General features: G+C 69.8%; 12 protein-coding genes. 10 read left to right on the top strand and 2 right to left on the bottom strand.

What is annotated here, in order from left to right; all coding sequences use genetic code 11:
• Positions 1–5: 5 nt before the first annotated feature.
• From KEG38_RS28460 to KEG38_RS28490, 7 genes are read left to right on the top strand one after another with little or no spacing between them, the layout of a single operon-like run.
• Positions 6–2,186, top strand: coding sequence for a type VI secretion system Vgr family protein (locus KEG38_RS28460; protein ID WP_272418700.1), 2,181 nt, complete (start codon positions 6–8; stop codon positions 2,184–2,186).
• A gap of 10 nt (positions 2,187–2,196) precedes the next feature.
• Positions 2,197–4,407 (top strand): type VI secretion system Vgr family protein, encoded by a 2,211-nt coding sequence (locus tag KEG38_RS28465; protein ID WP_272418699.1) that lies wholly within the window; start codon positions 2,197–2,199, stop codon positions 4,405–4,407.
• Between the two features lie 8 nt (positions 4,408–4,415).
• On the top strand, positions 4,416–5,177 hold the full coding sequence (locus tag KEG38_RS28470; protein ID WP_272418698.1) for a hypothetical protein: 762 nt from the start codon (positions 4,416–4,418) through the stop codon (positions 5,175–5,177).
• A gap of 33 nt (positions 5,178–5,210) precedes the next feature.
• Positions 5,211–7,004, top strand: a complete 1,794-nt coding sequence (locus tag KEG38_RS28475; protein ID WP_272418697.1) for a PAAR-like domain-containing protein — start codon at positions 5,211–5,213, stop codon at positions 7,002–7,004.
• Positions 7,004–8,521, top strand: a complete 1,518-nt coding sequence (locus tag KEG38_RS28480; RefSeq protein WP_272418696.1) for a hypothetical protein — start codon at positions 7,004–7,006, stop codon at positions 8,519–8,521. The genes KEG38_RS28475 and KEG38_RS28480 overlap by 1 nt, the downstream gene beginning before the upstream one ends.
• On the top strand, positions 8,518–9,522 hold the full coding sequence (locus KEG38_RS28485; RefSeq protein ID WP_272418695.1) for a hypothetical protein: 1,005 nt from the start codon (positions 8,518–8,520) through the stop codon (positions 9,520–9,522). The genes KEG38_RS28480 and KEG38_RS28485 overlap by 4 nt, the downstream gene beginning before the upstream one ends.
• Positions 9,519–11,294, top strand: coding sequence for a HEAT repeat domain-containing protein (locus KEG38_RS28490; RefSeq protein ID WP_272418694.1), 1,776 nt, complete (start codon positions 9,519–9,521; stop codon positions 11,292–11,294). The genes KEG38_RS28485 and KEG38_RS28490 overlap by 4 nt, the downstream gene beginning before the upstream one ends.
• Here the strand turns inward: KEG38_RS28490 and KEG38_RS28495 are convergent, their stop codons facing one another.
• Together KEG38_RS28495 and KEG38_RS28500 are read right to left on the bottom strand one after the other, a co-directional pair.
• Positions 11,295–11,792 (bottom strand): hypothetical protein, encoded by a 498-nt coding sequence (locus KEG38_RS28495; protein ID WP_272418693.1) that lies wholly within the window; start codon positions 11,790–11,792, stop codon positions 11,295–11,297.
• Positions 11,793–11,856: 64 nt separating this feature from the next.
• On the bottom strand, positions 11,857–14,049 hold the full coding sequence (locus KEG38_RS28500; RefSeq protein WP_272418692.1) for a DUF2169 family type VI secretion system accessory protein: 2,193 nt from the start codon (positions 14,047–14,049) through the stop codon (positions 11,857–11,859).
• A gap of 122 nt (positions 14,050–14,171) precedes the next feature.
• Here KEG38_RS28500 and kamD point away from each other — a divergent pair, with 122 nt between their 5' ends.
• The 3 genes from kamD to KEG38_RS28515 all read left to right on the top strand — a co-directional run bounded on the left by kamD (position 14,172) and on the right by KEG38_RS28515 (position 17,691).
• Positions 14,172–15,722 carry a lysine 5,6-aminomutase subunit alpha gene (gene kamD / locus KEG38_RS28505; protein ID WP_272418691.1) on the top strand — a complete coding sequence of 517 codons (1,551 nt, stop codon included), beginning with the start codon at positions 14,172–14,174 and terminating at the stop codon, positions 15,720–15,722.
• A gap of 2 nt (positions 15,723–15,724) precedes the next feature.
• A complete protein-coding gene (kamE, locus tag KEG38_RS28510) occupies positions 15,725–16,480 on the top strand; it encodes a lysine 5,6-aminomutase subunit beta (RefSeq protein WP_272418690.1) in 756 nt (251 codons plus the stop codon).
• Between the two features lie 203 nt (positions 16,481–16,683).
• Entirely contained in the window at positions 16,684–17,691 is a 1,008-nt protein-coding gene (locus KEG38_RS28515) for a hypothetical protein (protein WP_272418689.1), read from the top strand.
• Positions 17,692–17,707: the final 16 nt, after the last annotated feature.

Genomic DNA, 17,707 nt, shown 5'->3' on the forward strand with positions numbered 1-17,707 from the left:
GCGCGATGGAACTTGCATTCGCCGAGGTCGTCGTCACGGGGATCGAGGTGCGCCGCGTGCTCTCGCTCCGCGGAGAGGAGGCGCTCTCGACCCTCTTCCGGTACGAGGTCGAGGTCGAGGTCGAGCTGCCGCTGCCCGACGTCGACGTGGTGATCGGCGCGGAGGCGACGCTGACCCTGCGGGATCAGGCGCACAAGGAGCGCGTGGTCACGGGCGTGGTGGCCGAGGCGAGCGCACGGGCGCTCGATAGCGAGCGCGGGCGGGCGACGCTCGTCCTCCGGCCGATGATGTGGCGGCAGTCGCTCGGGCGTGACTGCTACGCGTCGCAGGACGTCCGTGTGCAAGACGTGGTCGACGATGTGCTCGCCGACTACACCGGAAAATACCGCTGGGCGCTCACGCGCAGCTACCCGCGCTACCCCTACCGCGCGCAGTACCGCGAGGACGACTGGACCTACGTGAGCCGCCTCCTCGAGGAGGAGGGGATTTACTACTGGTTCGATCACGACGCGGGCTCGATCACCGTCTTCTCGGACAACTCGACGGCCGCGCCGGAGATGCCGGGCGGCGCGCTCCTGCCGTGGGTGCGCGAGAGCGCGCTCCAGCCGAAGCAGGACGCCGTGACGCAGCTCGGCTCGGTGAGCGCGGCTTCGACGGGTCGGTTCGCGGCGAAGTCGTACGACCTCAAACGTCCGCTCGTGCCGATCAAGGCGCAGGCCGGCGCGGGCCGGCACGAGGTGTACGACGCGCCGGGCGGGGGCACGGGGATGGAGGCGATCCTCGCGGTGCGGGTGCGAGATCAGCGCGACGCGGCCGTGGCCGCGCGGGCGGGCGTGATGGGTTTGTCGACGAGCGTGCGCCCCTACCCCGGCGTCACGCTCGAGATCGACGGGCACCCGGTCGGCAAGCTGAACGGGCGTTACCTCGTGACGCGCGTCGAGGTCGACGGCGACGAGCATCAGCCGTGCGACACGCGCTTCTGGGCGATCCGGGCCGAGGTCGCGTTCCGGCCCGAGCGAGCGACGCCGGAGGCGAAGCAGGCGGGGCTCCAGCTCGGGCAGGTGATCGGGCCCGACGGGCAGGAGGTGCATCCGGACGAGCTCGCGCGGGTGCGGACGATCCTGCACTGGGATCGGCTCGGCCCGCGCAACGAGAAGGGCGGCACGTGGATGCGCGTGGCGCAGCGCGCGGCCCCTGGATCGATGCTGTTTCCGCGCATGGGCTGGAACGTCGCGACCTTCAACGAGGAGGGCGGCGTCGACGCGCCGAGCGTGATCTGGCGCATCCACGACGGCCAGCGCCTGCCCGAGTACAAGCTGCCCGGCAACATGACACGCGTCGTGTGGAAGACGGCGACGGTGCCCGCGGACGGCACGGCGAACGAGATCTACTTCGAGGACCGGATGGGCGCCGAGGAGATGTTCATCAACGCCTCGCGCGACATGAACTACATCGTCCTCGATTCGCGCTGGGAGAGCATCCAGAACGACTCCACGCGCACGGTCGCGGCAAACCACGACCTGACGATCCACGCCTCCCAGGAGGAGCGCGTGATCCGCGATCAGCAGATCCGGATCGGCGGCAACGAGACGCTGACGGTCTCGGGCCTGCGCATCAAGTCGGTCTCGGGCAACGAGACGGAGACCGTGGGCGGCTCGCGGACGATCCGCGTGGGCGACGCGCACCGAACGTCCGTGAAGGGGGATCGCACGCTCTCCGTCGGCGGGTCGCTGATCGAGATCACGCCGAACAACATCAACCGGACCTCGCGCGACATGGTGACGGTCGTCGGCGGCAGCGTCGTGAAGATCGCGGGCGAGGACGTCTCCGAGGTCGCGCGCAAGGACTCGGTGCAGGTCATCGCCGGCTCGAAGATCGAGGTGGCGAAGAAGGACCGCGCCCTCGACGTGAACAAGGTGTGGAACGAGGAGGTCGGCGGCTCGATCGTCTGCGTCTCGAACGAGAAGTACCTCGACAACGCCGACACGACGTCGACGTGGAAGGTCACGTCGTCGGTCCTCGGCAGCGCGCCCGTCGTGCACATCGAGGCGGTCGAGAGCATCCGGTTTTCGTGCGGATCGAGCGTGCTCACGATGACCACGGAAGCGATCACGATCACGACCCCGAGCCTCGATCTGTCGGGCGCGACGTTCGACGCCGACAGCGGGATCATCGAGCACAACTGAGGAGGACGCCGTGGCAACCGAGGATCCGCTTCGTTATTTCATCGAGCTCGGCGGCGCGACGTACCCCGTCAAGACGATCACGGGCGAGGAGGCGCTCTCGCGGCCGTACCGCTTCGAGATCACGCTCCAGGTCGAGCCCACCGATGCGCTGGATCCGGACGCGCTCATCTTCACGGACGCCACGGTCACGCTGACGCGCGCCGCCGACGAGCGGCGGATCCAGGGCGTGGTGACCCAGATCAAGCGCGCCGCGACGCGCAAGGGCAACGCGGGCACGGGCAAGGTGACGCTCGTGCTCGAACCGCGCCTCGCGACCGCGCGGCACCGCGTCGACATCCGGATCTTCCGCGACAAATCCGCGCCCGAGATCGTGGCCGAGGTGATCGGCGCGCACGGCGTGACCGTGGAACCGCGGCTCGTGGGCTCGTACGTCAAGCGCCCGTACTGCGTGCAGATGCGCGAGTCGGACCTCGATTTCGCGGCGCGGCTGCTCGAGGACGAGGGGATCTTCTACGTGGTCGACGACGAGGGCCGCATGGTCCTCGGCGATTTCACGAGCGCGTATGTCGAGGGCCCGGGGACGCTCGCGTTCCACCATGACTCGGGGCTGCACGAGAACCGCGACGCGATCTTCGAGGTCGGCTGGGCGGGCCGCGCGACGGCGGGCAAGGTCTCGCTGCGCGACTTCAACCCGGAGCGGCCGCGCCTCGACATGGACGTCTCGGCCAAGGGCCCGACGGCGTGGGGACCCGAGTGGTACGACTATCCGGGCGAGTACGAGCTGCCCGCGCAGGGCCAGGCCAAGGCGAACCTCCGGGCCGCGGCGCTCGCCTGCGTGAAGCGCCGCCTCGCGGGTCGATCGACGGCGGGGCGCATGGCGACGGGCACGATCTTCTCGCTCCTCGACGCGCCCTCGGGGGTCGCGGACGGCGCGTACGTCCTGACGAAGGTCGTGCATGCGTGGGATCGGACCGCGTCGTCGTTCTCGGTCGCGTTCGAGGCGCTGCCCGCGGACGTCGTGTATCGCCCGCTCTGCGAGACGCACGTGCCGACCTTGCCGAACCCGCTCACGGGCTTCGTGACGGGCCCCGCGGGCGCGGACATCCACACGGACGCGTGGGGCCGCGTGAAGGTGCATTTCCCGTGGGATCGGCTGCAGCCCAAGGACGACACCTGCTCGCACTGGATCCCCGTTTTGCAGGACAACACGGGTCGATCGTCGGCGATGCCGCGCATCGGCTGGGAGGTGCTCTGCCAGTTCCTGGAGGGGGATCCGGACAGACCCGTCATCCTCGGACGTGTCTTCAACGCGGCGGATCCCTTCCTCGAGGAGCTGCCGATCCGCAAGATGCGCACCTCGCTCCACTCGCTGACCTCGCCGCGCTCGACGGACAAACCCTCGGGCTACAACATGATCCGCTTCGACGACCTGGCCGGCGCGCAGGAGATCCACGTCCACGCGCAGAAGGATCAGAACATCGTCGTCGCGAACAACCAAGACGAGAAGGTCGGCAACGTCGAGCAGCGGACCGTCAAGGGCAACGAGGCGATCCGGATTGGCGCGAACGAGACCATCAACGTGACGGACGACAGCGCGTCGAAGGTCGACGGCAACCTGACCGTGAACATCGGCGGCAACCGTACCGCGACCATTTCGGCCTCGCAGACGGACACGGTCCACAAGGACCACACGATCTCGATCGGCGGCTCGCACCTGCGCGACACGCACGCGGACGACAACGTCGCGGTCGAGCAGAACATGACGGAGCTCATCGCCGGGCACGTCTTCGAGCAGTCCGGGCACACGAACGCGGTCACGGCCGGCAAGACCTCGACGCTCGTCGTGGGCGGCTCGATCGTCGAGATCGGCAAGCTCAACAAGGCCGAGAACACGGAGAAGGTCCGGAACGAGACCGTGAGCGGCCTCGTCTTCAGCAAGGCCGACGAGAAGCACGCGTCGCGCGCCGAGGAGTCGCGCACGACGACCGTGGCGGGCGACTACATCGGCGTGTCGCTGAAGGAGCTCTTGCTCGCGGGCCTCGAACGGCTCCGCATCGAGTCCACGAGCACGACCCTCTCCGCGCCCGAGATCACGCTGAAGGTCGGCGACACCGAGATCCACCTGAAGAGCGGCCGGATCGACATGAAGGCGCCGAGCGAGATCACGATCGACACGCAGCAGGCCAATAACCTCGCATCGACGACGTCGTCGCAGAACTGAGGAAGGCGATGGCCCACACGAACTACCTCTATCGCATCTTCCACAGGCCGGCGTCGCACGCGCGTGCCCTCATCAACGGCATCCCGATCTACGACCGGATCGTCCCCGACAACGTCGCGCCGGTCGGCCCCGTCACGCACTGGCTGGTCCGCGGCGAGAACACGATCACGGTGGAGCTCTCGCCCTCGCCGCGCTCGCCCCTCACGCCGGATCTCGGGCCGCATTTCGAGATCTCCGTGCGGCTCGCGGAGGACATCGATCACGCCATCTTCACCTGGGACTACCCGAAAAGCGTCGCTGCGCTGGGCCTGCCGATCGATCTGCCGCTCGTGGGCGGCGGCGTGCTCCGCATCGACGACGACCTGCCCGATCCCGTGTATCGGCGCGGCTCGCGCGAGGAGTTCCCGGTCGAGGGCACCCTCGATCAACGCGCGGCCGTGCAGGAGCTCTACGACGCGTTCGCGACGCGCGACGCCGGGCGCTTCGAGACGGCGATGGACCTGAAGGTGCGCGAGTTCGAGCGTTATTACGGCCCGCAGCCCCTCTCGCGCGCCGAGGCCTTGAAGCGGATGAACGAGCCATGGCTCATGGAGCCCTTCGACGCGCACGACCTGCGCTTCGACCGCTACGCCGACGGCCGCGTCGCCTACGTGCGCCGCGCCTCCGGCAAGCCCGCCGTGCGCGCGCAGCACCGCGACGAACCCACGCTCGGCTGGGGCTCGAACTTCTACATGACGCGTCTCGATGGGCGCTGGCGCATTTTCTGTTGACGGACCGATCTCGAGGCGACGGAGGAACGAGCGATGGGCGCGACCGTTACGAACGAAGACCGCGGCGTCACGACGAAGACCAGCGAGCACACCGCGATGACGATCGGCCCGACGGACGTCTGCTTCGATCCGCCGAAGCAGAAGCCCGTGCCGCACATCAACCACGTGACGACGGACAAGGCCGTCGAGCACACGTCCGGAAAAACGCTCTTCCAGAACGGCAACGTCGTGCGCGTGGGCGAGGCGATCACGCCGAGCGATCCCGCGCACGGGGACTCGGGCGGCGGCGTCGTCAGCGGCACGTACCGCGAGGAGGCGCGGGCCACGGCCGGCTCGCCCGACGTCCGCGCCGAGGGCAAACCGCCCGCGCGGACCGATGATCCCACGACGCAGAACCACTCGAACACGACGGGCAAGATCCTGCAGGACGTGCCGCCGGAGTTGCTCACGGACAACCCCGAGGAGTTCTTCAAGCGCTGCTCCTACGACACGTCGGAGATCAAGGGCGGAGACGAGGAAGCCCCGTTCGTCGGCAACATGCCGCAGATCGACATCAAGCGCGGCGACGAGATCAAGATCGTCGCGAAGCGGAAAAACGCGAAGGTGCCCGACGCGCCGCCGGATTGTGTTCAGCCGCCGCACATGAAGTGGCTGCTCACCCGATCGGGCGGCCTCACCGCGCTCGGCGCGGCGATCCCCGAGAAGACGGGCGAGATGGAGGGCGACGAGATCACGCTCGGCGAGGATTGGAACCCGCCGTATGGCGGCCCGATCGAGTTCTCCGGCGAAATTTCGCAGAACGATTCGGACGCGACGAAGCGCCGGCGGATCAACGACAAGAACCGCTACGCGCAGCAGAACGCGGCGGCGCGTGGCTCGTCGCGGGTCGAGAACCAGGACGGGCGGCAGGCGTACCAGCAGGTCCAGCGCGACAAACAGCTCGAGGAAGCGGCGCTGAACAACCTGCGCACGCTGGCCGAGTTCCTCTGGGCCTGGCGCGCGTACCAGAACCCGGTGCGGATCCTGATCACCGGCCGCGCGTGCAGCGGCGGGGTCAGCTACGAGGTGCACTGTTATCCCGAGGGGGAGTTCACGTTCGAGCTCCCGCTCGAGCCCATCATTCGCGTGGGCCGCTGGATCAACCGCAGCCTCGAAACCGTCCAGCAGTTCGCGCGCCTCGGCAGGGTCGAGACCGAGGGCAGCATCAAGGCCCCCGGCGACGACTTCAAGGTCGAGATCCAGTTCAAGTGGGAGCCGGGCGAGGACGCGGATCTCTACCGGATGGTGCGCACCGCGGAGGTCAGCGTCAGCGGCCTCCTCTTCGAGCTCACGTTCGAGGCGAGCTGCCCGCTCACGAACTTCCTCGCCATCGTCCCGTTCGTCGGCGGCGTCGCGGCGAGCGCGGTCGGCTGGATCATCCAGCGCATGGGCGCCGAGGCGAGCATCGGGTTCGGCGTCGAGGTGAGCATCTCCGCCGCGGCGTACATCTCGTTCAAATGGACGAAGGCGCGCGGCTGGCAATGGGACACGGCGGGGGTGAAGCTGCCGGTCGAGGTCAAGATCTACGCCTTCATCCGCGTCCAGGTGCGTGATTGGCTTCAGATCGAGGGCCGCATCCAGGTCCAGGCGGAATGGGCGCTGCTGCTCGAGGCGAGCGACGCCGGCCTCGCGCTCAAGTCGGACGACGGCGAGCTCAAGGCGGGGCTCACGGGTCTCATCAAGATCGACGTCTGGTTCTACAGCTACGAGCAGACCGGTGAGTGGTGGCCCGATTGCCTCAAGACCGAGTTCAAGAAGACGGACCTCGCAACCCTCATCAGCAACTGATGCCCAAGGCCGAGCCTTTTCGCCGCATCCTCGTCGCGGAGTCGCCGGTTCGTCCCGCCGGAGAGCGCCACGCCAAACCCCTGCCTTGTCACGTCGGCGTCTTGCCCTGGGCCGTCGATCGGAACTGGCTCACGATCTTCGTCGTCGCCACGTTCCGCTTCGATCGGAGCGCGACGCATCGGTCGATCCCGCTCGAACCCGCGCCGCCGCGGCGCCTGCACGCAGGTCCGAGCGCGCCCGGTGAGCCCGTGCGGATCGACGATTTCGTTCCCTTGCGCCTCGCGGTCGATCTGACGCTCGCGGGGCACGTGGAGATCGTCCCCATGCCTTCGGGCACGCTCGGGCCGAGCGCGCTGCCGCGCCTCGCCGAGGTGGGCCTCGGGGCGCGGCGCCTTCCCTTCCTGGTGCAAGCGGACAAACCCGGGCGGATCCCGCTCCGGCCGCCGTATACGCGGACGCCGCACGGCCGTGAGATCGATCTCGGGCCGGAGGCCTGTCACGACGGATCGAGGCACGATTTCCTGCACCCGGAGAAGTTCGACCTGAGCGTCTACCAGGCGGGGACGCCGGAGATTTCGTACGAGGTCGAAGAAGTGACCTCGATCTACCTCGCGGGGCTCGGGCCGGATCCCGCGGCGACGTGGGAGATCGCGCTGCCGGCGTACGTGCCGCGCGCGCTCGTGGACTACAGCTCCGCCCGCGTGCGCCGCGGGGACGTGCAGCTCTTCCTCGACGGCGTCGCGATCGACCTGGATCAATCGACGGTGGACGTGACCTTTCGCGGGCTCGTCGAGACCACGGACAAACCACACCTCGACGTGGACCGGATCGTGATCGGCTGGGCCCCTCCCCGGCGCTGGAGCGAGGACGCGGCGGGCGCGTGGGACGATGTTTTGCGGGAGCTGCCGCGCGGGCGGTTCCGCTTCGCGGTGGAGCGCGAGGATGTGCTGAAGGGCGAGGATCCGCCCGCCCTGCGGCAGGAGGAGCTCCTGATGGCTCGCTACGAAACGTGGGGACACCCGAACGCCGCCGAGCCGGAGATGCAGCCGCACGAGGCCGCGCAGGTCGCGGCGGAGCTCGCCGAGCAGCGATGGCCTCGCGGCGAGGTGCTCGCGAAGCACAGGATCGACGAGTACACCTGGGGGATCGAGGAACGCGCGTGGGCGCAGCGGCTCGCGAGCGTGCGCGAGGAGGCCGACGGCGGGCCGAGCGGGGAGTACGTCCGGGCCTACCGGCGCGCCTCGCAGGCGCTCGCGACGCCGCGGGAGGCCGCGATCACGCCCAAGGAATTCGTGGCGATCGCGGCGAAGATGAAGCGCGAGGATCCGACGCAGGTGCTCGCGAAGGCGGGGCTCGGGATCGCGGCCTTCGGGCGGCTCGAATGGCGCTTCCGCGAGAAGGCGGCCGAGGACAAGGCGTTCGCCGCGGAGCTCGCGCGCCTCATGGCGGAGGAAGAGACACCGCGCGAAGGGCCGAAGCTCGGTGAAGGCGGGGCGCGTGAGGAGGGCGGTCGATGACCACGATGGGCCTCGTCGCGGGCGTGGGGATGTCAACGCCGCTCGGGCTCGACGCGCGGCAGTCGGCGCTCATGCTGCGCGCGCGCAAGCTCTCGCCCGGGAAAACCGGGCACCGGGATCGGCGCGGAAACTCCATCGGAGACGTGCGCGCGATCCGCATCGACGACGCCTGCAAGGGGCGCGAGCGGCTGATCGAGCTCGCGGCGCCGGCGCTCGTGGAGGCGACGCGCGGGATCGGCGCGGCGAAAGGGCCGATCCCGCTGTTCCTCTCGCTGCCGCCGCGACGCGCGGAGGAGGAGGAGCCGCTCGGGCCGGACTTCCTCGACGTCCTCGGCAAACGCGCGGGCGTGGCCGTCGCGCTCGCGGCCTCGGAGGCCGTGGTGCTGGGGCACGCGGGTTTCGCCGCGGCGCTCGCGCGGGGCCTCGCGGCGCTCGCGGCGCCGGGAGCGGGCCCGTGCGTGGTCGTGGGCGGCGTCGACAGCCACCATGATCCGGCCGTGCTCGCGGCGCTCGACAAGGAGCGGCGGCTGCACGCCGAGGGGGCGTGGAACGGCTTCATCCCGTCGGAGGCCGCGGCGTTCGTGGTGCTCGCGCGGCAGGATGCGGCCCCGCCGATCGCGCGCGTGCTCGCAGTCGCGACGGGGATGGAGCGCGAGGACGGGACGGAGATCGGCGAGGCCGCGACAGAGGTCGCGCTCCGCGTCGCCGGGGCGATGCGCGCGCCCGTGCCGTGGGTCCTGCCGGACGTGAACGGGGAGCGGCACCGCGTGAAAGAGTGGAGCTTCGTGCGCATCCGGAACCGATCGGCCTTCGACGAGGCCAAGACGATCGAGACGCGCCTCTACGACGAGCTCGGCGACGTGGGCGCGGCGAGCGGTGCCGTGCACGCAGCGTACGCGTGCATGGCGTTTCGCCTGGGGTTCGCCCCGGCACCGGAGGCGCTCGTCACGCTCGCGTCCGAGGGCCCCGCCCGCGGCGCCTTCGCCCTGGGGGCGCCATGATGCTGCAAGGTTTGCCCGGAACGACATCGACGCGCCCGCTGCTCGAAGGCGTGCGGTCCGCGCTCGAAGACAGCCTGCTCGCGATCGCCGATCGATCGGACACGGCCGAGCTCGCCGAGGCGCTCCGCGAGGGGATCGCGCTCCTGACCCGCCTCGTCGCGGACGAACCGCGCGACCTGGACGCGCTCGAAGCCCTGTCGCGCACCTCAACCGCGCTGAAGGCGGCGCGCGAGCGGATCTCGCTCGACGAGGTGGTGGCAAACCGCATCGAGGGCGCGGCGCGCTGGCTCGCAGACGCGAGCGAGCGGCTGCGCGGACGGCTGCCGGCGCGGGCCCTGGGGGCGGCCGCGGAAGCCACGCAGAACGAGGAGATCGTCGCGAGCGTGGGCGTCCCGCGGGCACATCCGGTCGTCGTGCCGCCGCCGCGGGTGCTCTCGCGCGAGGAGGCGACGGCCGCCGAAGGGGCACGCGGGCGGGCCCTGCTCGCAGCGTCGCGGGGCGCCGCGGGGGAGCTCGCGCAGATCCGCGCCCTCGCGCGCGACTGCTTCGAGGACATCGCAAGCCTCGGCAGCCTGCGCAGGCTCTACGATCACGAGCCCTGGGTCGACGCCGGCCCCTTCGAGCAGCGCCTGCTCGACAACCTCGACGCGCTCGTCGCGCTCGAACGGCCGCTCGATCCAGCCGCGCCCTCGCTCGGGCTCGTGGAGTCGCTCTTCGCATACGCCATCGAGTGGGTCGTGCCCGATTTCGGCCGGACCTTCGCGCTCGCCTTCACGCTCTCCTGTCTCGCCTCGGAGACGGCGATGCGCTGGGTCGTGCTGGCACTGCGCCGCTCGCACCCACGGACGTACCCGGCATTCGTCGATGCATTCGCGCTCGGCTCGAACGAGGCGATCGATCGCACCCTCGTCGAGCTCTGTCGCGAGGACGATCCCGCGCTCGTCGAGGTCGCGCTCTCCGCGATGGCGCGGCGCGGCCGCGTGGACATGGCGAGCGCGGTGCTGCTCCTCATGCGGCCCTCACCTTCGCCGGCCGTGCTCGACAAGGCGATCGACCTCGCGGCGCGTTTGCCCGCACAGGCGGCCACGCCGCTGCTCGCGCGCCTGCTCGACAGCCCGGACCCCGACACCGGCGCAAGCGCCGCCGCGGCCCTCACCACGCTCGGCGACGCCCGCGGCCCGAAGCACCTCCGCGCCTTGCTCCAGCGTCCCCGCACGGACGACGTCGCGGCCTTGCGCGCACGCCGCATCGCCCTCGAAGCCCTGTGCCTCCTCGGCAGCCCCTTCGATCGGAACCTCCTCGGCACCGAAGCGAGCCTCGATCGCGAGGGTTTGCCCTGGCTCGGCTGGCACGGGCACCCCGACCACGTGCCCGTTCTCATCGAAGGCATCCGCCGCGCAGCCGCGAACGGGGCATTCGACGAGGCAGATCGAATCGGGCAGGCCCTTGAGCGAATCGGCGGCGGCTCGGCACCACGCCCCGGCGCGCTCGCGGGCGGCGACTTCGAGGAGCGGCTCGCAGCATGGCTACGCGCGTTCGAGGAGCGACGGCCCCTCGACAACCCCCGCATGCGATTTGGCCAGCCGTGGACGCCGTCCGCGATCCTCACCGAGCTCACGGCGCGCGGAACGCGCCAAGGCGAACGGCCGATCCTCGCACGCGAGCTCGCGCTCGTGACCCGCAGAGCGGTGCACCTCGACGTCGCGGGCTGGATCGTCGTCCAGGAGCGCGCGCTCGCGGCGGCCCGCGATGCATTGCCCCGGCAAACCTGATCAATTCAAGCGCAGCATGCGCCCGACGATCTTGTGCACGCCTTCCGCGCGCGACAGGATCCGCTCGGCGTACGTCTCGACCTCGCCGATCGCGCGCAGCACGACGGCTGCGGTCTGCGCCGAGAGCGAGAGCTCCTCGCCGGCGTCGAGCGCGATCCGCTTCGCCTTGATGGTGTAGCTCTCGGCCGCGTCTACGCCGGGCGTCGGCTGCGTGCGTAGCGCGCCGATCACGACGAGCGTGCCGTCCGCGCCTTCCTCGACGAGCACGCGCTCGCATCGCGCGCGGGCGCCTTCGATCACGGTTGGGTGGACCGACGGATCGAGCTTTGCGGGTGCGGTCGTGGAGCCGATTCCGAGCACGACGCCGTCCTCGCGGAGTGCGTGCACCTCGGCCGTGAACAATGCCGGACGCCGGGCCGGCCCCGGCACGGGCTGGAGCCGCGGCCCCCGTTTCGCCGACGCTGCTTCGATCCCGCGCACGTTGGTGGCACGCTTCATGGCTCCTCCAGAGGCCTCGGATTCTATACGAGTCCGCGGCGCGTGCGGATCGCTTCCTCGCGCATCACGCGATCCCGCCGAGGGGTGGCGGCGCGACGCCTGGGGCCTTTGCGGCCTCGAACGCGGCGCAGAGCGCGAGGGCGAGGTCACAGCGGCCCTCGCGCGCCTCGCCCGCGAGTGCTTCTGCTTGCTGCCGCTCGTGCACGCGCCACGCGACCTCGTCGATTCCGTAGCGCGAAAGCACCTCGTGCAGCGCGTCGCGCGCGCCCCAGAGATCGACCTTGATCCGCGCATATCGCTCGATCGAGAGCTCCCCGCGCGGCGCGGCTGCGCTCGGGGAGGTGACCATGGCTCCGGACGGCGTGACCATGGCTCCCGACGGCGTAACCATGGCTCCCGAAGGCGTAACCATGGCTCCCGACGGCGTGACCATGGCTCCCGACGGCGTAACCATGGCTCCCGACGGCGTAACCATGGCTCCCGACGGCGTGACCATGGCTCCCGACGGCGTAACCATAGCTCCCGACGGCGTAACCATGGCTCCCGACGGCGTAACCATGGCTCCCGACGGCGTAACCATGGCTCCCGACGGCGTGACCATGGCTCCCGGCGCCGAGAGGACGAAGAGCGGCGTCGCCGTGGGGCTCGGTTTTCCGAACGGCAGCGCTGCATCGGGCGGAATCTTCGGCTTTCGCTCGGTCTCCGGCTCGGGCTCGTCCGCCGCCGGGGCCGGCGTGGCTGGGCGAAAGGGCAGCGCGGGCGACGCCGCGGGCTTCGCCGTGGGGACGAGCGTCCGCGTGCCATCGTCGTCCGGATCGATTGCGCCCGCCGCGACGAATGGCAGCGGCGCGGCCGCCACGGCCCTCGCCTCCGGGACACGCGTCTCGGTCCCATCGTCGTCCGGATCGATCAGCGGCAGGGTCTTCGCCACGGCGGGCGCGGGCGCCGGATGGCTCTCCGGGAGCGGGCGCAGCGGCGAGCGCTGGAACGGCAGGGTCGAAAACCCCTCGGGTTTGCTCACGTTTCCGGTCAGCGTCGGCTCGTCGTCGTCCCGCGTGAACGACACGGGCGGGCGTTCACGCCGCGGCTCGGGCGGAGGCATCGCCGGCGTGCTCGAGGGCGTGAAGGGAAGCGCGGCCGCAGGCTTCGGGGCCGTGTCGGTCAGCATCGTGATCGTGCGTGGGCCGCGAGGCCTCTCGGGCATCGCCGGGGCCTGCGGGACACTCGGCGGAACGCTTGGCGGGACGCTCGGCGCCGGGCTCGGCACGACACTCGGCACGACACTCGCCGCCGCGATCCCCCGCGTCGGCGCAACCACGACGACCCCATCTTCCTTCGCGTGCCGGAGCGGCACCGCCGCGCGCCACGTCACGCTGCAGACCCCTCGATCCGTATCGATCAGCAGCGTATCCGCGCGCAACCACACTTCCTGCGGGCCGCCCCCGCTCCGCGTCACCATCGCTCGCGGCCGGATATCCTCGACCACCGCGATCATCCGCGGCAGCTCCGGGTGCAGGTGTTCGAGGAGGATCTGCGCCTGGGCCGGAAGCTCGGTGATCTGCTGGTCCTTCGGCGCCGCGTTCCAGTACGACGCATCCACGCCCGCGGGCAGCGGCTGCTCGTGCCACGCCTCGTGCGACCACGCATTGCGATGCGCGCGCAGGTGCTCGGCGCGCGTCGGCCACCGCGCCGCGATCGGCCCGAGCCCGACCGACGGAATCTCCTGCGTGGGGCTCCGCAATACGAAACCCACCGGCTCGAAATTCGGCGGATGTCCCGGCGTCGTCGCATCGACGCACGGCGGGATCCCCACGGGATTCCACGATCTCGGCCCGCCCGCCGCGCGCATCCAACGCAGAGGCATCCGCGTGAACGGCACCGCGTCCGAAAGCCTCCCTTCCGGCAGCCAGTACCGATCGCCGTACACCACGATCGCCTTGTTCACGCCGCCCACCGCGAGACGCGCGACGAGCGACGGCACGGCCTGGCCATGGGGCGCCCACGCATGCCCCACGACCATCACGTCCACGTGCCGCTTGAACGGCGCGAGATCGTTCGGCAGGCGGATGCTGCGCGGCGAACCATCCTGCCAGTACACGTCGATCGTCTGCGGCGCGTCCGGCGTACCGAGGAGCTCGCACGGCCCGTTTCGCAGCGCGTACGTGGCCTTGCAGAGGACCGTCATCACGAAGGCGTCCGGGCGTGGCTGCCAGACGAGCTTTGCCACGGCGAGCGGGGGTTTCGCGGAGACGTGCACGGCGTCAGCTTACCATCGCGCCGCTCGCTCGATGAGGCCTCGGATCACGCGCTGCGGCGCGGCTTCCGGGCCCGAGCGCGCGTCATTGACAATCGACCCCATCCGCGCCATCTCGGAGCGCCATGGCCAAGGTCCCCCTCGATCACGCGACCGTCGACGCGTGCCGCGCAGCGGCGGCCGCGATCGCCGACGACGTCCAGCGCTTCATCGACCGCCACACCACCGTGGGCCTCGAGCGCACCGTCGCGCGCGCCTACGGCGTCACGGGCGCGGATCCCGAGGGCACGCCGCTCGCGAACGCGCTCGTCGACCGCATCCACAAGGCGGGGCACACGGGCCGCGGCGTCGCCTACTTCCTCGGACGCGCGCTCGTCGAAGGCGCGAGCTCCGCGCAGGAGGCGGCCGAGCAGATCGCCTACGGCGGCGCCTCGCTCGACGTCGAGGGCGGCCCCACCACGAACGAATGCCGCGGCGCCCTCGAGCTCGAAACGCAGAAGGCGATCGCCCGCATCGACGAAGCTCGGCACGCGCGCACGCGGTTCAAGAGCCGCTTCCCCGAGCCCGAGCTCCCGCTCAAATACGTCATCGTCGCGACCGGCAACATCTACGACGACGCGGTCCAGGCCAAGGCCGCGAAGTTCGCCGGGGCGGACATCGTCGCGGTCATCCGCGCGACGGCGCAATCGCTCCTCGATTACGTGCCCGAGGGCCCGACGACCGAGGGGTATGGCGGGACGTACGCCACGCAGGAGAACTTCCGCATCATCCGCAAGGCCGCGGACGAGGCGAGCGAGGAGACCGGCAAATACCTCGCCCAGACGAACTACTCGTCGGGCTTGTGCATGAGCGAAATCGCGTGGATGGCGGCGGTCGAGCGGCTCGACATGCTCCTCAACGACGCGATGTACGGGATCCTCTTCCGCGACATCAACATGGAGCGGACGTTCGTCGATCAATACTTCTCGCGCCGGATCGTGGCGAGGAGCGGCATCGTCATCAACACGGGCGAGGACAATTACCTCACGACGGCGGACGCGGTCGAAAAAGCCCACACCGTGCTCGCCTCGCAGTTCATCAACGAGGCGTTCGCGCGGCGGGCGGGGCTCTCGGACGAGCAGATGGGCCTCGGGCACGCATTCGAGATCGACCCTTGGCTCGAGGACAGCTTCCTCTTCGAGGTCGCGCAAGCCCAGCTCATTCGGCAGATCTTCGACAAGCACCCGATCAAGTGGATGCCGCCCACGAAATTCAAGACGGGCGACGTCTTCCACAGCCACGTGCACGACGCGATGTTCAACCTCGCGGGCATCATGACGCACCAGTCGATCGAGCTGCTCGGCATGTTCAGCGAGGCGATCCACACGCCCCTGCTCATGGACCGATTCCTCTCGTTGAAGAGCGCGAAATACATCTTCGGCACGGCCAGGCACCTCGGCGACGAGATCCAGTGGAAGCCCGGCGGCATCGTGGAGCGGCGCGCGAAGGAGGTGCTGCACAACGCGCACGAGCTTCTGGCCCAGGTGAAGGGCGAAGGCATCTGGGACGCGATCGGCCGGGGCGCGTTCGGCGACGTGAAGCGCAAGCGCACGGGCGGAAAGGGGCACGCCGGCGTGGTGGCGCGTGATCCCGAGTATTTGAACCCGATCCTCGACGAGCTCGAAGGAGGCCGCTGACCATGGCGAAATGGCTACGCGCTTACGGAGACCGTGAAGGCGACGGGATGGTGCAAATGACCTTCACGCTCGCGCTCCTGCCCGGGGATCGCGCGCGGGAGGCGGCGAAGCGCTTCGCCGAGGCCCACGGCCTGAAAGACCCGCTCATCACCACGATGGAGCAATGCTCGCAGCAGCACACGTATTTCGTGGCGTACGGGCACTCCGCGCACCAGATCGACGTCGACACCATCGACGTCGCCGAGCTCGCCGCGAAGCCGCTCTCCCGCGAGCAGATCGAGGCCATGGGCAAGGAGCTCGGCCGCAAGATCGTCGTGGTCGGCGCCTGCACCGGCTCGGACGCGCATACCGTCGGAATCGACGCGATCCTCAATTACAAGGGATTCGCCGGGGAAAAGGGCCTCGAGAGCTACAAGTGCTTCGACGCGCACAACCTCGGCGCGCAGGTCGAGAACGTCGAGCTCGCCGAGCGCGCGAAGGCGCTCGGGGCCGACGCGATCCTCGTCTCGCAGGTCATCACGCAGCGCAACTGCCACAAGGAAAACGCGGCGGCGCTCATCGATCTCCTGAAGAAACAAGGCGTCCGCGACAACTTCCTGCTGCTGCTCGGCGGTCCGCGCATCGACAACAAGCTCGCGCTCGAGCTCGGCTACGAAGGCGGCTTCGGCCCCGGCACGAAGCCTTCGGATGTCGCCGCCTTCGTGGCCGAGGAGGTTTTACGTCGCGCCCGTGGGAAACAGGTCGATCCGAGGCGGTAGAGGACGACCCTGTTGCGCGGTCGTGACACTGGTACGCCGCCGTGACGCCCGCCGTCACGCGGGCGTGACAACGCTCCCCTGCCGGCGCGCGCGCGCCTCGGAAATCGGCTTCTTCGACGGGTCACGCGCTCCGGCACGCTCGTTGCGATGCACTCGGTCACACGGGCCACGATGCAATGGCCACAACCGGGAGCACGATTCCAATGAGCAAGACGACCCTCACCAAGGCCGGCAGCCTCGCATTGACCTTCCCCCTGCTTCTCGCAGCCTCCACGATGGCCTGCGTCGGCGTGGACACCTCGGAGAACGAGGCGTTCGTCCCGACGATGGCCGATACCGAGTCCGCTCGGCTCAATGGCGACGGTGATTTCTACGGGCCGTCTGCGCGCGCCCTCCCGGAGCCGGAGGCCCGCGACAACAGCGCCCCGTGTGGGGATCAGACCCTCGCCGTGGTGCATGCCCGCTCCGGCGCCACGTACGTGTTCTGCGCCATGGGCAATGGGAAAACGGGCGTCCTGGAAGAGCTCCCCGCCGATGGGAGCGCGGTGAGCGTGCTCGATACGTACACGACGCCCACCGAGGTCCTGCGCGCCGTGGCACCCGAGAACATGGCGTTGCCCGACGAGCTCGTCGCAGCCGTCGATCGGGGCGCCCGCACGATGGAGGAGTACCGGCCGCTGAAGCCGTTCACGCTCGGCGTCCCGAAGACGCCGTCGCCCATGACGATGGTGGGGAGCTACTACTGCGACAACCCGACCGAGTGGTCCTATACGTACGGCTGGAACAACTCCTTCGTCCCGTTCATCGAGGAGTACGTCGAGGACTATGCCGATTGCTCGCTTCACCTCTGGACGAGCTCCGACACCGTGACGGCGCACCAGCACACGGCGAGCACCAACCCGGTCGCGGACGACTACGGTCCGCCGTACGCCACCGCGTGCGCGGCCAAGGAGCACGTCCTCTCGTGTAATGGCCAAACGCTGTTCGAGGCGTTCCAGAAGGAGACGCCGTCGGATCCCTGGGAGACCAAGCTCACCTACTGGGTCTCGGACGGGGGCGTCGCGACGTGGAAGCTGTTCGCGTCCGACTGCCAGGCGAGCCACGACCGCGACGATATGCGTTACAAGGGGACCAGCGAGCCGGGCGCCTACCACAAATACTCGAACATCTTCATCAAGTGGCTCGGGGGCACTTCCTGCGTCTTCAAGTGAGCCGCCTGGTAGGCGG

Source organism: Polyangium jinanense, from assembly GCF_028435265.1.
Classification (GTDB): Bacteria; Myxococcota_A; Polyangia; order Polyangiales; family Polyangiaceae; genus Polyangium; species Polyangium jinanense.